The organism is Anaerobacillus sp. QJM3NY_32, assembly GCF_056173645.1.
Genome location: NZ_CM149684.1, coordinates 2181569 through 2199130, shown reverse-complemented (window position 1 = coordinate 2199130; position 17562 = coordinate 2181569). Strand labels below are relative to the sequence as shown.

Here is a 17562-nt window from a genome sequence, read left to right as displayed (position 1 = left end):
TAGTATGCGGATTTTTTGGTGTTTATATGCTTATGGTTACCCCTGTTACTAAATAGAAAACTTATGTTTAAAACGTTCTATTTTTTTATTCTCTCCTACCATCAAAATCACATCCCCTTTTTGGAAAGCCACTTCGGCATAGCGACTTAAGATGGGGGCTTCTTTTCGCAAGATGAGAGAAACGTTTAACTCGTATTTTCTAGAGAAATCAAGTTCAAGTAATGTTTTTCCAATCAGTTCTTCTGGTACCTCTACTTCAATAGCTGATACATTCTTCGTAATTTCAATGTATTCAAGGACGTTAGGCATCATGATTTGTTTGGCCACTTTCATCCCTGCTTCTTCCTCAGGATATATGACCTGATCAGCCCCTAAGTTAGACAGGATTTCTCCTATTTCTCGACTCACTGCTTTAGTAATAATTTTCTTTGCTTTTCGGTCACGAAGACGATTTGTAATTAAAATAGCTGAATAGGCATCAGTTCCTATAGCTACGAAAACAGCATCGTACTGTTCTACGTTTAAATCATCCATCACTCGATTTTCTCTTAAATCACCAACGATTGAATGTGTTGTGTAGTCATCTATATCTTCTAGCGGTCCCTCATCTTTATCACAAACGACAACATCACATTTTTGCTCATATAGTTCACGAATAATACCTTTCGCAAATCGACCAGCACCGATCACTAGAAATTGTTTTCGCATGACTTCTCACTCCTTAACCTACGGCCAAATCCTCTTTAATATAGCGCGTTTTTGATTTTTCTATTTTAAATACAGCGTATATGAAGCTAAATACACCAATGCGCCCAATAATCATTAGCATACATAATAGCAACTTTGAAACTCCTGCAAGTTCACTCGTAATTCCCATCGATAAACCAGTGTTTGTTAAAGCAGATATAACCTCAAATGCAACTAAAATGATTTCTTGAGACTCAAATATGGACAGAATTATGGTTGAAAATCCAAATAAAAAGATAAAGCTTAAAAAGATCAAAAAAGATTTATTAATCGAGTCCTGCGAAATGGTCTTCTTAAATAGCGTGGTATATTCTTCAGATTTTGCTACTGACACCATTTTTGCTACAAGAACCGCAAAGGTTGTTAAGCGAAGCCCCCCTCCGGTACTTGAAGATGCCCCACCAATAAACATTAATGTCATTAGTATGAGAACCGTAGTGATACTAAGCGTTGAAATGTCTACCGTTGTTAATCCGCCATTCCGTGATGTAGCTGATAGAAAAATCACGTTTACAAACTTATCCCATATTGACAAATGACCAAAAACGCCATTTTGTTCTAAAGTGAAATATATGACAACGCCCACAAGAAACAGCGAACTATGAAGACGGATATTCACTTTTGTAAACAAGCTTTTCTTTTTTCGAAAGCCGAGTATGTATTCTACAATAGTAGGAAAACCAAGGCTTCCTAGAAAGATCATCGTTGCTGAAGTCAACAGCAAGAGCCAATTGTGTTGATAAGAAATCAAACTATCTCCAAATAAATCAAACCCAGCATTCGTAAAGCTCGCTACACTGTGAAATACAGTAACAAAAACAGCTTCTTTAACTGAGCTATATTGCTCACTTATCCCATTGAACATGAGACTAAAACCAATGGCTTCTACCGTTAACGCGATCATTAAAACGGAAATACTTAATGAACGAATGGTTCTTAACTGCGACTGGTTTTGGTCTTTCGATAGAAGGACCATACTTGACATTGTTAGTTTCTTACCCATCATTAAAAATAGGTAGCTGACGAGTACGAGGATTCCAATGCCTCCTAGTTGCATTTCAATAATCAATAAGACCTGTCCAACTCGTGTAAAGTCAGACGAGATGTCAACGGAAGATAATCCTGTAACGCTGAGCGCACTAGTTGATATAAAGAGAGAGTCAACGACCTGTAATGAGCCATAGTGGGAAAACGGCAGCATATAAAAGGTCGCAAATAAAATAATAGTACCGACATACATTAAGAAAATATAGCGGAAGGATTGAATCGTTGATTTATTTTTTAGCATAGCATCTCTCCGTACTGTTGATCTAAATGATTCATTCAATATAACATGAAAAAAAGCCTTTGCGTATTATTCACAAGAAAACCACTTAAGCAGAATCTAAGTGGTTCGAACTGATTTTCGTTTCAAATAATCGATTAGGCCAAGAGCACATACTTGTAAGTCTACTTTTATGTAATCATATACAGGATGATCGGAAGGTACTCCTTTTATTGAAAGCTTACTTGCCACATGTGCTAATAGCGCTTTTGAAAGATGCTCAGTAATTGGCGCCTCTTTCTTTTGCATGAGGTCATTTGTTATTCTCAGAAAATCGGATAACCAGCCTTTTAATTGAGCCATTACCTCATCTCGGTTAGATGTTCTTCCATAATGACCGAAATAAATGGCGTCTGGCTCATAGGACACGATTTTTTCAGCAGATGCTAGCATTGCGTCTGGATCGAATTGATTTGGTGATGTTGATGGAAGATAAAGTTCAACATCGAGATGCGGATAATAAACTCCCATCGTATCACCTACAAACACCCCGTTCGTTTTTGAGTCATAGATCGAGAAATGGTGTTTGGCATGTCCCGGAGTATCCATGAAAGTTAACATTCGATTCGGCCCAATTCGCATCGTGTCCATGTCATTCATAGCGATTAGCCGGTCTTCTTTAATCGGAATTATTGGTTCGAATAACTTCTGGAAGTTATCCCCATAAACAGCTTTTGCTCCCTCAATTAAGCGAGATGGGTTTTCTAAATGGCGAATCCCTTTTGGATGAACAAAAACACGAGCATTGGGACATTTTTCAAGAAATAGCCCTGTCCCTCCAGCGTGATCGAGATGGATATGAGTGACAATGATGTTGCGAACCTCTTCTAAATCGATTTGGAGTTTTTCTAACCCGCTAATTAAGTAAGGAATCGATGGACTCGCGCTAGTTTCAATGATTGTAAGTTCTTCCTCATGCAGGACATAAGAACCCGTCCTTAGTTCAAGGGAGAGGTCATAGAGATCAATAAGAGATAAATCTTCCCCTATCATTTCGGGTTTTGCGTTCATGGCTTTTCCCTCCAATAATGAATGGTAACGTTCTATATTGAAGGTCTTCTCGATCATTATCAAAAATCCTCTCTAAATAAAGACTCAGGATATGGATTGATTCGTTTATTAATTAAGATGGCGTGTGGAATGGAACTTTTCATTTAACCATTTGTCTCCATCTCTTTTAAGAATCGTTAAAGAAGTATTTACAATATGATTTTCATGATTTAGTTCAGGTAGGGTGCTTTTAAAGAAATGTCTAAGAAAAGAACCGTGGCTAACTACTAGCACATTTAAACCGGAGTATTTATCATGAAAATCATTTACTGCCGCATGTGCGCGTTCAACAACAAGATGAGCTTTTTCAATACCGAGATCTAATTCGCGCCAGTTTTCTCCCCATTTCTTAATACGTTCTTGCTCTGTAGTTCCTTCAATCTGCCCACCGCCGGCCTCTCGTAAGCGATGATCGGTTATCACTTTCAGGTTGAGCTTTTTGGCGATGATCTCTGCTGTTTCTTTAGCTCGTGAAAGATCACTTGAGAAGATCACATCCCACTTGTCGTTCTTTAACCAGTCCCCAAGCTTCGCTGCGTCACTGCGACCTTGATCGTCAAGATGAATGTCTGAGCTACCTTGAGCTCTTTTCTCTTTATTCCATGCTGTACTCCCGTGGCGTATAAATCCAATCCTCATGTATATTCCCCTCTCGCTTGTTCCTACTTAATAAGATTCTATCGTTTTAGTAATAAGGTGAGTGATATCCCTTACCCTGTTTTCCCCACATACTGGTCGATCAAGCAAGCTACAAAGCGCAACGAGGTCTGCCAGTTTGGCAAGCTTTTGCCATTGTTTTGGCAGGGTGATTCCTCTGTTTAATAATCCTTGCTGAATTCCTTCTTTAAATGATGTCATGTGATCAAATTCGTATCGAATCATGTTACCTAAATCAAAATAAATGCTACCTGATAAGGCAAATTCCCAATCTAGAACGGCGCTTACTTCTGTTCCGTCCATTAGTACATTAAGTCCATTATAATCCCCGTGAACAAGGCAGGATTCGCTTTGATCTTGCTCAAGCAAATAGGCATTGTTCCTTACAAATGACATCACTCTATCAGTTAGAGTAAGAGATAACCATTTGGAAGCATGATGATTAAAAAAGGATTCAATGGTTGAGATGAATGAGGTTGGTGTTAATTGAAATTCATCTCTTACTTCAAGCGTTGAATCAAGAAAACCATATGTATTAAAACGCAGTTCTCTCATTGAGGCAAGCTGTTCTCCAATGGATTGCCCCATTGCTTTCATATGTTGTTGAGACGAAGTAGATAGATGGTCTCGCAGCAAGGAGCCTTCTTTCCATTCAAGAATACCAATATGATATCCATTCCACTTTGTGATATGAAGAAAAGCTGGTGCTCGCACATCTTTTGGCAAGGATCTGTGAACTTCATATTCCCGTTTCAAGCTTTCCTGGTTTCTAGCCACTCTGATAACAACAGAGCTATGATGAGCAATATCGATTTTATAATTCGTATGACTTAAACCTCCAGAAAGCTGGGTCGTGGTATTTACCTTTAGATGTGGCTGATAGCTTTTTACGATTGATGTTATCGCTTCATCAGGTAAATGAATGATCGAATGATGTCTTTCCCAATTTGTTTTCATGCCACACCTCCCTTTATCTATCATAACAACTTCAATATAAAAAAGCTCTTTCTCGTTTGAGAAAGAGCTTTTTATTATTTCCAGTTGATTGGTAAAGGTGAAACATCTTGGACTTGTTGTTCATACTTTATCACTTGATCTTCTGTCATCCAAATACAGACGACACCATGATCTGCACTACTTCGAATTAAACGACCAATTCCCTGTCGTAAGCGAAGTAACATGTAGGGAAGATCCACGTCGCTTACTGGATCTTCTGAATGACTTCGTTTCGCCTGGAAAACAGGGTCATTTGGAGGGAATGGTAATGACGAGATTAGAACCTGAGTAAGTGATTCACCCGGTACATCAAGTCCCTCCCATAGATGATACGAGCAAAGAACAGCAGAATGATCTCGTTGAAATGCCTTGACCGTTTCGCTTATTTCACGGTCTCCTTCATAAATTAGGTTAAACGTCCAGCTTTGTTGGTCTGCCCACTCTCTAAACCTATTCATTTCTTCTAGCGAAGAGAATAGCAGCAATGAATGACCTTTATTCAGGTGAAGGGAATGGCCCATCTCTTCCCATTTTTGATATTCATTTCCAGCTACAGAACCATTCATTTTCATCTGTGCTTCATAATCAAACGGCGAATTTACAGAGAAGGAAGCATGTTTCTGAATGCCTAAGCTGCTTGCTATATAAGAGAAATCTCCAGCTTGTGAAAGCGTTGCTGATGAGAAAACAAATGGGATCTTTTGTGAAAATACTTCTTTTCGCAAAATGTCTTCTACAAGTCTTGGCATAATGACAAGAGAAGTCTGGGTTTCAGTTTCTTCAAGCCAATGAATGCCCTCTCCATCCTGGAGTAGCGTTCTTAAGCCATATGAGAAGAACTCGAGGTATTCTTCCATAATCTTGACATGGTAGTCTTCCATTACATAAAGCTCTGAATCGAAAACAAGCTGCTCTAACAAAGCATCAACTTTCTCAGCAATCGCTTTTGCAATTTCTATCATCGTTTCAGTTCGTGGGACATCTTTTCGAATCGAACCTTCTACAGCGATCGCGGACTGACTAAGATGAGCGAACCAGTTATCGTGAAGCTCCAGGATCTCTTCAACTAATGTAAGCGATTCTTCTCTTACATCCTGGTCCATGTAGCCTGTAAGAATACTGGATAGAGTTTCCGAATGAAAACGATACGTCAAGCCTTTTTGTGCTGAGAATTCCAATAAATGGCCTTCATCAAATACAACTGTGCTAGCTTCTGGGAGTAAAGGAAGTTGTCCTTCACGTTTACGTGAGTCTTTCGTCCAGATATGTTCCATATAGAAATCATGAGAACAAATAATCAAATCGCTTGAATGACGATAATATTCACGATTTAACGTTTGGCCACAGCGATGACGCCAGTCACATGTTGAACATTGTTGCAGTGGATCCCACGCAATTTTTTCCCATTTATCATTTGGTACCCAAGGGTATTCTTTCCGATCGCCATAGCGATGAAAAGACTTCATTGATGCAGCTGGTTCATAAACAAACTCTGGTATTTCATCGTGCACACTTAAGATGTCTTCATCGTCAGTACGATGAGAAAGATAGTCTAGCTTTTTCACACAAACATATTGCTCTCTAGCCTTCGCTAGACGAACATCAACAGTTAAACCAAGTGCTTTCTCAAGCTTCTCAATATCTCCGCCTTCTTTCACTAGCTGCTCAATAAGTGTTTCATCCGCACATGAAATAATCGCAGGTTTTCTTGTATACCTCGCATAGCAAATGGCATACAACAAATATACAAACGTTTTCCCTGTTCCAACGCCTGCTTCAGCAAACACAACGCTCTTATTTTTAAAGGCCTGTTCAATTTGAAAAGCCATAAAGATTTGTTCATCTCGAAGCTCATATCCATGCTCCGGTAAAATGTCGTAGAATACGTCGCCAACATAGTCGCCGAGTTTCTCGAAAAAGGAATCTTCCTTTGTGATTTCAAAAGGTAATGGTTGGGTCATGTACGGTCTCCTCTTCTAGCTTGATCCGTCCTTTTATTTTCATATCTATTGGCACTGTAAAATGGATACAGTTAAAAATTTAATCCTATAAAAAACAAAAGAAACCAAACTCTATCATAACAGATTTCCTTCTATTAGTGAAAAAAGATCTATCCTTGAATAAGCACCTCACCAAGAAGTTGAAAAGAAGTCAGTCTTTCCTTTCGATGTGGCGTAATCGTTGTGATTAAGAATTCATCTGGTTGATACTCTTCTTGGAGATCCTGTAGCTTTTCTTGGACGATTTTAGGTGTTCCACTAATAAGCTTTGAGGTGTGATCATTAGGAAGTGATACGGTAAGTGCCTCTTCAACACTTGGGAGTGTTGTTTTCCCTTTAGCTCGAAATTCATTGACTACGTGAGTCCAGTGCGCAAGCTCATCTGCACGTTCCTGTGTCTCACTGCAAATAATGGACACCGCTAGAATGCTATAAGGAGATTCTCCCGCAAAGTTTGTTCGATATGTGTCGAGAAGTTCTTTCCCATTTTGTTCGCTCATAAAATAGCCAAATGCATAGGACATACTGTTTTCTGCTGCTAACAGCGCACTTTTCTTTCCTGTTCCAAGGAGCCATGGCTCGGGAACGTGGTTAGGAACAGGCTTTGCTTGAAGATTATGATACAAATGGTCCTTTGCAAAGCCATTATTGATAAAGCGAAGTAGTTCATCTACTTTCTCTGGCATCTTCCGAACTTCTTCTAAAAATCGCGGAGATAGAGCAGAAGTCGCTTCGGCGGATCCCCCTGGTGCTCTGCCTAATCCAAGGTCGATGCGACCTGGAAAAAGGGTTGCTAGTGTATGAAATATTTCTGCTATCTTATATGGTTGATAGTGAGGAAGTAGTATTGCTCCAGCTCCAAGTCGAATTCGTCTAGTATGTGCTCCGATATAGCTTAAGAGTACCTCAGGGGTGGGACACGCTAAGTGATCTAGGTCGTGGTGTTCCGTAACCCAGTAACGAACATAGCCAAGCTGATCTCCGAGAATAGCTAACTCTTTTGAAGCTTGTAGTGCCTCAGCTGTCGTTTCTCCAAGGAAGACTGGTGTTTGATCAAGTATACTTAATTTCATTCCGCACCTCTTTTAATACATTCTCTCCTTATCATATAGAAAAAAGTGCCCCATTTATACTCGAACGACTTCAAAAGAAAAACGCCCGCTATAGGCGTTTTAAATGAGTAGGTTAAAGAGATCTTGGTCCTTGTTAATTTCAATGTAGGAAAATCCTTTTCGATTTAAACGCTCAATCAAAGGTTCATAATCTTCTTTGTGTTTGAGCTCAATTCCTGCTAGAACAGGTCCTCGATCACGATTGTTCTTTTTCGTGTATTCAAAACGGGTAATATCATCTGTTGGACCTAAAACATCAGCCATAAATTCTTTTAACGCACCAGCTCGTTGAGGGAAATGTACAATGAAATAATGTTTTAGCCCTTCATAAATTAAAGAACGTTCCTGGATTTCCTGCATGCGATTAATATCGTTATTTCCCCCACTAATAACGCACACCACATTTTTTCCTTTAATTTGATCACGATAAAAATCGAGAGCGGCGATGGACAAAGCGCCGGCTGGCTCAGCCACAATGGCGTTCTGGTTGTATAGCTCTAAGATGGTTGTACAAATCTTCCCTTCTGGCACAAGTACGACATCATCAAGGATATGTTTGCAAATATCGAGTGTTAGCTTTCCAACTTGTTTCACAGCAGCTCCATCTACAAATTTATCGATATAATCAAGCGGTACGACCTCGTCCTTCTCAATGGAACTTTTCATTCCTGGGGCACCTTCAGGCTCTATGCCGATGATTTTCGTGTGTGGGCTAATGCTTTTGATATAAGACCCTACGCCTGATGCAAGACCTCCCCCTCCAATGCTGAGCATCACAAAGTCGACTTCATCAATATCATTCATAATTTCAAGTCCTACTGTTCCCTGTCCTGCAATCGTACGATAGTCATCAAAAGGATGAATGAATGCTTTGTCGTGTTTGTTACAAAATTCTTTAGCGGTTAGAAAGGAATCATCAAACGTATCGCCTGTTAGAATGACTTCCACAAACGATCCACCAAACAATTCAACTTGCGAGATTTTTTGACGGGGCGTCGTAGCAGGCATAAAGATATGTCCTTGAATGCCAAGGGTTTTACAAGAAAATGCTACGCCCTGGGCATGGTTCCCTGCACTTGCGCATACGATTCCATTTGCTTTCTCTTCCATCGTTAAACCTTGAATCAAATTATAAGCGCCTCTAATTTTAAAAGAACGAACACTTTGTAAATCTTCTCTTTTCAAATACACATTGCAATTATATCGATCAGAAAGAATATCATTCCGCTGTAGCGGTGTATGAACAACGACTTCTTTTAAAACCTGGTTTGCGATAATGATATCTTCCACCTGGACTTTACTGATTGTTTTACTCATTCTCGCACTCCTTCAGATTAAATTGAATTGTTTAACTTTTTAAAATTCATTTTAACACAATTTAGTGCGGCTGTACGTTATTGTTCTAAAAGAATCAGATTTCTTTTGAATATGAAAGCATGCTACAATTTTAATAGGTCAACGACTAAATGAAGGAGGAAATATCAATGAAAAAGTGGGCATTTGTATCTGATTTTGACGGAACCATTTCAAAAAAAGATTTCTACTGGCTTGTAATAGAAACTTATTATCCTGAAGGTAAAGGGTTGTATAAGAAGTGGAAAGCTGGGGAAATGCAAGATATTGATTTTCTAAGGCAGGTATTTCAATCCATTGATCAGCACGAGGAGCAAATTATTCAAGATATCCTCTCCTTACCGATTGATGAGCATGTTCCTTCCTTTATTAAGAAAGTACAAGAAAACGGCGGGGATTTCTACATTTTAAGTGCTGGGACAGATTATTACATTCACCACATTTTGAATCATTATGGGATTCAGAATGTTCCTGTTTTCTCGAACAAAGGCTATTACGAGAATAAAAATGTCCATTTGTCGATTGATGAGAATCATAAACATTATTCGAGAAGATATGGTATTGATAAATCAAAAGTGATTTCTGATCTGAAAGAAAAGTATGAAGTGGTTTATTTTGCTGGTGATAGCGAACCAGATTCTCATCCAGCCAAAGTTGCTGATCTTACTTTTGCTAAAGACGCACTGCAAGAACTACTAAAAGAAAATAACGTGCCATTCGTAGCTATTGAATCGTTTCAACAGATTGAAGATTTCCTGCATGAGAAAGGAAGGATTTGACCATGCATCCATTAACGAATATTCCGATCCCTGCCATTTTGGAGATTCGTTCTGGTATCCGCCATCAGCTTGATATGATTCTCCAAAAGCACGGCTTTCATCATGCCCTATTTTTATTCGATGAATTTACATATGAGACTTATGGCGAGTCCTTTCAGGAGAATATGAAATATGTCTCCATCGATCTTCAAAAGATGGAACCTGGGAAAACCATTCATGATCTGATCGGGTATGCATTTTCCCTTGATTCTTATGATGTTGTGATTGCTATGGGCGGTGGTATGGTTATAGATTATGGGAAATATATTTCGTTCTCTAGAAAACTACCGTTTATAAGCATGCCGACTTCTGCCTCAAATGATGGTTTTGCTAGTAGCAACTGCTCTCTTATTGTGAATCACAAAAAAACTACTGTTCCTGCACAGGTACCTTATGGGATCATTGCTGACCTCGAAGTGATTAAACAAGCCCCTTCTCACTTCTTGCTTGCAGGAGTTGGTGATCTAATGAGTAATATAACGGCTCTTTATGATTGGGAATTTGAAGAAAAGAATGGGAAAGGGCACGTAAATGCCTTTGCAGCGATGCTAAGTAAGAAGGCTGTTAACAGTTTCATTCGAACGCCGATGTCAGATATTCAAAATCCGATCTTTATTAAAGAACTTGTAAGCTCGTTAACAATGGGCGGTGTGGCAACGGTTATTAGCGGCAATAGCGCACCAATTAGTGGTTCAGAGCATTTAATTTCCCATGCGCTCGATAAACAATTATCAAATCCGCACATGCACGGCATACAGGTCGGAATCGCAACTTATATTATGGCTAATGTGCAGAACCACAGAGCGATACGGATGAGAAAAGTATTTGAACGTACTGGTTTCTTTGATTACCTTAAGAAAGAACGTATGCAGAAATCTGACCTGGCTGAAGCTATTTTAAAGGCTCCTTCTGTTAAGCCCCATCGATATACGTACCTTCATGATGAAGATTTTCAAAGGAAGGCGCTCTCTTTCCTAGAAAGTGATGCAAAACTAAATGAACTACTCATATAAAAAAACGCTCCCAAATGAGAGCGTTTTTCACATAAGTTTACATAATGATATTATAATCACCTATAGAGCAGTTCGAATATCCCAGAGCTCTGGGAAGAAACGGTGATCAAGTACTTTCTTTAAATAACCGACCCCTGATGAGCCTCCTGTACCCTGCTTAAAGCCAATAATCCTTTCAACGGTTTTCATATGACGGAATCTCCATTGCTGCAGCCAATCTTCAATATCGACGAGCTTTTCGGCAAGCTCATAAAGATCCCAGTATGTATCGACATTCCGGTATACCGTCAGCCATGCCTGCAGCACAGAATCATTCTTCTCATAAGTTTTGGTTACATCGCGCTGAAGAACTTCCTGATCTATCGGTAAACCTGCCCTGGATAGAGCTTTAATGGCGACATCATAAATGCCGGGTTTTTGATAAGCATTCTTCAGTTGTGCGTGAAGTTCTTCATCCTTTTCATAGATTTTAAGCACGTGTGATGTTTTGTATCCTAATGAAAATTCGATCATGCGGTATTGATAAGATTGAAAACCAGATGCTTGTCCGAGCGAATCCCGAAACTCCATATATTCTGAAGGGGTTAATGTTGAAAGAACATCCCAAGCCTGAATAATTTGGGTTTGGGTCTTTGAAACACGTGCAAGCATTTTAAAGGCAGACGAAAGTTCATTATTTTCAATTGCTTCAATGGCTCCTTTAAGTTCATGCAAAATTAACTTCATCCACAATTCACTAACCTGATGAATGATGATAAAGAGCATTTCGTCATGATGGTCTGAAAGTCTATTTTGCCCAGAGAGTATTTGATCGAGACTTAAGTATTCTCCGTAAGTCATATTGTTTTTAAAATCCGTATGTATAGATGATTCGGTAGGATCAACGTGATCTTTTTTATCCAAAGGGATAACCTCCTTCTTGTTTGTAATCGGTTACAAAAACAGTAATTCAAATGAGTTTCTTCATTAATATGCTTTTGCAGCATCAAGAAGTTTTTCTTAAAGCAAAACTATATTTATACCTTCAACTCCTCCCCCCTCTTTTATAAATTATAACATGTCTATCATTGCTTCACTTATAAACTAAAGTTGAACAATGATTCATCCATTTGCTCCTGCTCAATTCCAATATACCTTAATGTAATCGATGGTGCAGAATGTCCAAAGATCTTCTGAAGCATTGCAACATCCTTTGTTTGTTTATAGTAAAAATAACCAAACGTCTTACGCATAGTATGTGTTCCAATTTCGGAAAGTCCTACTTCCGCTGCAGCCTGATTTAATATTTTGTACGCTTGTCCTCTTTGAATCGGTAAATCGGTTTTATTCGATGGAAATAAAAAATCACGTTCTTCCATATCAAACGTATACGACTCAATGAGTTCCTTAAGAGAATAGTTGATCGGAAATCGTTTGGCTTTCCCTGTTTTTTTCTCCTTAATAATAATGTGTGTTTGATTTCGAACGTCCCCCACACGTAATGGAAGTAAATCACTAATCCGCAGACCGGTATTAATTCCCATATTAAATAAAAACCAGTCTCTAGAATTTCGCTTTCGTAGATGTTTTTTTACTAATTTGATCTTCTGAGGATCACGAATCGGCTGAACCGTGTTCATGAGGGCATCCTTCTTTCTCTATTCAATATGTATCGTTAATGATAAACATTTGGTTAATATGTATCATTATACCTTTCTTCGTTCCGTTCGAAAAGAGAAAAACCCCTAAAAATAAGCTTTCATTCATTTTCACAATGATACACAATATATGTTTTGTATCATTGTGTTGGAATACGTGCAATTAGTTTGTTCTGAACGTATGATAGCCAATTCGTTTTTATTCCCAATAAAAAGGCTATAACGACAATTATCTTTGTCAATTATTCAGTCTCAAAATAGAGTAAGGTATCTTACATCATTTATTTCTGAATTAGAGTATCATAACAACTGCCTTACATTATAAGGAGATTGTTATTATTCAAAGGAGGAAATAGTTTTGTCTAAATTTGCATTGAAAGACGCAGTCCCTAATTTTTCACTTCCTGCAGTAAACGGCGAAGAATATTCTTTTGAATCATACCGTAAAGAAAAAGGTGGATGGCACCTCGTCATTTTCTTTAGAGGTTCCTGGTGCCCCGTTTGTGTGAGTGATCTTGAAAGTCTAGAAGAAAGTACTGGTTTCTTTGAAGGGAAAAATGTTCATATTACAACTATATCAACTGATAAATTTGATGATTTAAAAGCAATGGCTGAAGAAAAGAATCTTTCTTTTCCAGTATTAGCTGATGAGGATTTAAAAGCACTTGAAGCATATGATGTTCACTATCATAGAGAAGATGATCCATATGAAGATCATGGCGCTCATGGTGAGCCAGCCTACTTCCTTATTGATGATAAGGGCGAATTGCTTTATCAACAAAGACAAACAAGTCCATTTGGTCGTCCTACTGTTACAGAGTTACGTAAGATCGTTCAGTATATTGGAAAGACTTATAAGGGATAAAGAAAACAGGCCAAATTGGCCTGTTTTTTGTATTGACGTCGCTCGTGATTTGCAATAATTTTAAAGACTATTATTTTTAAATTTTGTGTATACAGTACGGTAATTGAAATTTATTATATGTTAGGTGATACAATTTCTACCTTTATTCGATCTGGATCTTCAAAATAAAGCGCATAATGATTAATGCCTCCCGCATGAGGATATAGCTCGTTATATAAAATAGAAGTTTGTTTTTGTACGAGCATTAATCGAATATTTTCTACCTGCTCTTTTGAATGAGCACGAAATGCGAGATGATTTATACCAATCCGTTTACGATGATATCCCACTTCTTTGTATTTCTCCTCAACTTGCACAAATACGATATAGCTTTCTTTATCTCTCCAGCTTCTCCCTTTTTTCCAATTTTGAAATGGTGTATAACCAAGTTCTTTTAATAACCATCCCCAAAATTCTGTGCTTTCTTTCAGATCTGATACATACAGCTCGATGTGGTGTATCAAATTTACCCTCTCCTTTTAATAATATAATAGTTTAAAATATTGATATTATGTAGATTGAAAACATAGTCCTTCTACTAAATTGTTCATTACAATTGCACATCAGATTGCAGAGGAGATTTTTCGCTTTCTTGTTGGTGTGAGTCGCTTTTTTTGCAAAACCCTTTTCCATGCTTAAACTATAAAAAAAGTCAGCATAAATGCTGACTTAAATCTGAAGTGTTGTTTACATAGGAAACATAACTTGTTCCATTCAAAAGTTCAATAAAGAACAGGATCAATTTCTAGTGCTTTGGAGGGCTCCATCTCTTTGCTTCACTTTCACTCGGGTAATCAATACCATCAGGATACTTTATTAATTCTATCAAACTTCCCCAAGGGGTTGTCCCATATACTCCACTATTACGTGGTCCATCTTCCACTCCAGCCAGTGGGTGGGGTTCCGACAAAAGAGAGCCACCTGCAGCTTCGAAACGTTTAGAAGATTCTTTAATATCGTCAACATATAAAGCAAAATGATGTAGACCCAAATCAGATATTTTCGCTGGATCCTTGTCTGCTTTTGTTCCTAGCTGAAAAAGTTCAATAGTTGGTCCCTCACCGATTCTCAATAGACGCATATGAATAATTATTTTTCCAGATGGTAACCCCAATTGTTTCTCTACTTCTTCTCCTTTCATCGGATCATGTTCGGGTCGCTGCACATCATAACAAACTTTAGCGTCAAAAGCTTCCCGGAAAAAATTAGTTGCTACTTCTATATTTGGTACGGTCATCCCTATATGGTCAATACCTCTATACATCTTATTCTCTCCTTCCTTGAATTGAGCAGATTTAAGAAACCTAAGAATAGAATTGAATCATGTCACACATTAGAACTGTAAAAGTATTTTTTATTCGAAATGATACGTAAGATCCCACTTCTGACGGGCCTCATCCATTAAATACATTACCTGACGTGAAAGTGGTAAGGTCCAATTCTCTTTGTTATTCAAAATCAGGTCATTCATTGCCTGCACTTCATACATAAGGGCTCTTCTTTCTTCTCCAGCTTCAATTGTTTCTACAGAACCATCAGATGTATATGTAATTGTTGCTTTATCAGCTCTTGGAAAATTATCTACTGTGATGAACCCTTCATCTCCAGCTACGATTCCTCGCTTAGGCATCTTAGCCCTCATCGCCAATGAGACAACTGCCATTTCATCCTGATCATTTTTCAACACAATTCCGGATTGTTCGTCTACCCCTGTCTCATATTTCTTAACAGTTGTATGAAGTTCCGTTGGCTGACTGGATAGGAAAAACCTTGTGAATGAAAGAGCATAAGTACCAATGTCCAACATCCCACCACCAGCAAGGTCTGGATTGAAAAAACGATTGGTTGGATCATCTTCCTTGCAACTACCGAAGGTCACATTGACCATATTGACTTTTCCAATTTTACCTTCTTGGATAATGTCTTTTAACTTCTTGTATAGAGGCATATGATAAATCGTCATCGCTTCCGCTACGATTAGTTTCTTGGACTCTGCTAAATTAATAATTTCTTGCAGCTGTTCACCGTTCATTGTGATTGCCTTCTCACATAGAACATGCTTTCCAGAATCCAAAGCATCAATGATGAAAGAATAGTGAATACTGTGTGGAGTTGCTACATATACGATATCAATGCGATCATCCTTAAACATATCTTCCGTTTTCTCATATACGTGCTCTACTCCATAACGATCAGCGAATTCCCTAGCTTTTTCTACATTTCTTCCCCAGACCCCAAAGATTTGCCCATTAACCTCATTAATCGCCTGTGCAAAATCTGTAGCAATCCCTCCTGGTCCAACAATTCCCCAATTCACTTGCTTCATTTCAAACCTCTCCTTTTAACGTGATTTTTCTAACTCTTGTTTCGACAGTATGAACACGTTAGTTACAATAGGGGTAAATAAAGATACATCTAGCCGCTTCCAATCTTATTAACCTTTCTTCAAACTGATAATTTTTTAAGAATAAATAGGCTTGTCCAATAGCTGAAGTTAACTGTTATGAAGGTACACCTCGTTTTGCTCATACAAATATACTTTTAGATGAGGCGATTTTTCTAAGTGATCCCGTCGTAAAATCATGTCATAAAGCTTAAATTCGAGTTCAGCTTAATGTTCATGTTTAACCTAGCTCATCATTCAATAACTCACTTGCCGTCTCTTCCGTTGTGACAAGAACATTAAGGTGACCAGATACTAGCGCGGCGCGGATTGCTTCAACCTTTTCCTTAGATTCAGCTACTCCAATGGTGTACCTTGCCTTATGAAGATCATTCATATCAACTGAAATTGTGCGATTTGAGAGTCTCGTATCTAGAGTCTTTCCGGATTTGTCAAAGAAATTTGAGCAAATGTCCCCTGCTACTTTACTCTTTTCCATTTCACCCTGGAATCTTTCTCCATAAAAAGCGAGCCAGTTTGGACCGTCGCTGATTAGTGGGGACCCAATACCTACAATGGCAATTGTCAACTTTCCCCATAAATCCTCAACCTCACGAAAGTGTTCAGAATCCATCAACGCTTCTTTTAACGCTTCTGATTGAACGATTGCGGGAACATCAACTAATTTAGAATTTCCTTTCCACTTTTTAGCTATTTCATAAACGATGGTGTTAGCATGATAACGACTTTCTAGTTTACCGTCCGGTCCACCTATAAGCGGGACACACATGATTCCTTCTTGAGTTCTTTGAGGATTCAATTCCTCTGCAACGGCGGCAAGAGATGTTCCCCATGAAAATCCTATAACATCATCAGTTTTGACTACTCCATCTAAGAACTTTGCACATGCTTGCCCCATAGCCTTCAAATTTTGGTCACTAGAGGCACCTTTTTTCTCGGGGATGAGAATGACTTCTTTCAGTTGATACTGTTCTTTTAGTTTTCTCCCGATGGTAACATCTTTGAAGACATCATAATTGATACGGATTTGTACGATTTCTTTTTCTCTTATCTTCTTCAACATTCTACTAATGGTTGTTCGATAGATCCCGAGTTCTTTCGCTATTTCACTTTGCGTCATATCTTGCTCGTAGTACATTTCTGCAACTTGATATAGCGTATTAATTTCCTTTCTTTCCTCCATCGCATTCTCCCCTTTGCACAAATGTACAACAATTAGGACAATTGTGCAATCCGAAAGCACTCACTCCTATTTACCCAGAGAGTTATTGGTAACAATCGCAAACCATTTAATCTTCAAAAAGTATAAATAAACCCCGCTATTTAGTTTCTATTGAAATTCCCCCACTTACTTAACCATTTCTACATAGAAAAGGCGTAATTTCTTAGTACGAAATTACGCCTGATTAATAAAGCTCGAACTTCAACATTTATGATGTTATGAAATAATAAAATTTTTCTCTTATGATCGGTTGAAATATTCCAATCTATTTTTCATATAAAAGTAGTTCTCCTTATAGATGCATAAGTCTTTCCGCTTTTTTCAT

The 17562-nt window shown here is 38.3% G+C and carries 17 protein-coding genes; 3 read left to right on the top strand and 14 right to left on the bottom strand.

Going from position 1 to position 17562, the window contains the following annotated elements:
* Positions 1–48: 48 nt before the first annotated feature.
* The 8 genes from AC0VYH_RS11655 to ilvA all read right to left on the bottom strand — a co-directional run bounded on the left by AC0VYH_RS11655 (position 49) and on the right by ilvA (position 9203).
* On the bottom strand, positions 49–708 hold the full coding sequence (locus tag AC0VYH_RS11655) for a potassium channel family protein (RefSeq protein WP_165995817.1): 660 nt from the start codon (positions 706–708) through the stop codon (positions 49–51).
* Between the two features lie 13 nt (positions 709–721).
* Complete coding sequence (locus AC0VYH_RS11650) at positions 722–2035, bottom strand: TrkH family potassium uptake protein (protein ID WP_430246519.1); 1314 nt, start codon at positions 2033–2035, stop codon at positions 722–724.
* Between the two features lie 96 nt (positions 2036–2131).
* A complete protein-coding gene (locus AC0VYH_RS11645) occupies positions 2132–3082 on the bottom strand; it encodes an MBL fold metallo-hydrolase (protein ID WP_475372552.1) in 951 nt (316 codons plus the stop codon).
* Positions 3083–3190: 108 nt separating this feature from the next.
* Complete coding sequence (locus AC0VYH_RS11640; protein ID WP_430246515.1) at positions 3191–3760, bottom strand: histidine phosphatase family protein; 570 nt, start codon at positions 3758–3760, stop codon at positions 3191–3193.
* A gap of 27 nt (positions 3761–3787) precedes the next feature.
* Complete coding sequence (locus AC0VYH_RS11635; protein WP_430246513.1) at positions 3788–4735, bottom strand: phosphotransferase family protein; 948 nt, start codon at positions 4733–4735, stop codon at positions 3788–3790.
* Between the two features lie 74 nt (positions 4736–4809).
* A complete protein-coding gene (locus AC0VYH_RS11630) occupies positions 4810–6735 on the bottom strand; it encodes an ATP-dependent DNA helicase (protein ID WP_475372551.1) in 1926 nt (641 codons plus the stop codon).
* A gap of 149 nt (positions 6736–6884) precedes the next feature.
* Positions 6885–7847 carry an LLM class flavin-dependent oxidoreductase gene (locus tag AC0VYH_RS11625; protein ID WP_475372550.1) on the bottom strand — a complete coding sequence of 321 codons (963 nt, stop codon included), beginning with the start codon at positions 7845–7847 and terminating at the stop codon, positions 6885–6887.
* Positions 7848–7946: 99 nt separating this feature from the next.
* Positions 7947–9203, bottom strand: a complete 1257-nt coding sequence (gene ilvA / locus AC0VYH_RS11620) for a threonine ammonia-lyase IlvA (protein ID WP_430246507.1) — start codon at positions 9201–9203, stop codon at positions 7947–7949.
* Positions 9204–9370: 167 nt separating this feature from the next.
* Here ilvA and AC0VYH_RS11615 point away from each other — a divergent pair, with 167 nt between their 5' ends.
* On the top strand, positions 9371–10018 hold the full coding sequence (locus AC0VYH_RS11615) for an MtnX-like HAD-IB family phosphatase (protein ID WP_430246505.1): 648 nt from the start codon (positions 9371–9373) through the stop codon (positions 10016–10018).
* 2 nt (positions 10019–10020) lie between these two features.
* Positions 10021–11070 carry an iron-containing alcohol dehydrogenase family protein gene (locus AC0VYH_RS11610; protein ID WP_475365212.1) on the top strand — a complete coding sequence of 350 codons (1050 nt, stop codon included), beginning with the start codon at positions 10021–10023 and terminating at the stop codon, positions 11068–11070.
* A gap of 60 nt (positions 11071–11130) precedes the next feature.
* Here the strand turns inward: AC0VYH_RS11610 and kynA are convergent, their stop codons facing one another.
* Together kynA and AC0VYH_RS11600 are read right to left on the bottom strand one after the other, a co-directional pair.
* Entirely contained in the window at positions 11131–11973 is an 843-nt protein-coding gene (kynA, locus tag AC0VYH_RS11605) for a tryptophan 2,3-dioxygenase (RefSeq protein ID WP_430246501.1), read from the bottom strand.
* A 173-nt stretch (positions 11974–12146) separates the two neighbouring features.
* Entirely contained in the window at positions 12147–12689 is a 543-nt protein-coding gene (locus tag AC0VYH_RS11600; protein ID WP_475365211.1) for a site-specific integrase, read from the bottom strand.
* Between the two features lie 376 nt (positions 12690–13065).
* Here AC0VYH_RS11600 and AC0VYH_RS11595 point away from each other — a divergent pair, with 376 nt between their 5' ends.
* Positions 13066–13572: a peroxiredoxin family protein gene (locus AC0VYH_RS11595; RefSeq protein ID WP_430246499.1), complete on the top strand. Its 507-nt coding sequence runs from the start codon at positions 13066–13068 to the stop codon at positions 13570–13572.
* A gap of 113 nt (positions 13573–13685) precedes the next feature.
* Here the strand turns inward: AC0VYH_RS11595 and AC0VYH_RS11590 are convergent, their stop codons facing one another.
* The 4 genes from AC0VYH_RS11590 to AC0VYH_RS11575 all read right to left on the bottom strand — a co-directional run bounded on the left by AC0VYH_RS11590 (position 13686) and on the right by AC0VYH_RS11575 (position 17198).
* Entirely contained in the window at positions 13686–14075 is a 390-nt protein-coding gene (locus tag AC0VYH_RS11590) for a VOC family protein (protein ID WP_475365210.1), read from the bottom strand.
* Positions 14076–14356: 281 nt separating this feature from the next.
* Entirely contained in the window at positions 14357–14875 is a 519-nt protein-coding gene (locus AC0VYH_RS11585; RefSeq protein WP_475365209.1) for a VOC family protein, read from the bottom strand.
* Positions 14876–14965: 90 nt separating this feature from the next.
* On the bottom strand, positions 14966–15937 hold the full coding sequence (locus AC0VYH_RS11580; protein WP_475365208.1) for a Gfo/Idh/MocA family protein: 972 nt from the start codon (positions 15935–15937) through the stop codon (positions 14966–14968).
* Between the two features lie 298 nt (positions 15938–16235).
* Positions 16236–17198 carry a sugar-binding transcriptional regulator gene (locus AC0VYH_RS11575; RefSeq protein ID WP_475365207.1) on the bottom strand — a complete coding sequence of 321 codons (963 nt, stop codon included), beginning with the start codon at positions 17196–17198 and terminating at the stop codon, positions 16236–16238.
* Positions 17199–17562: the final 364 nt, after the last annotated feature.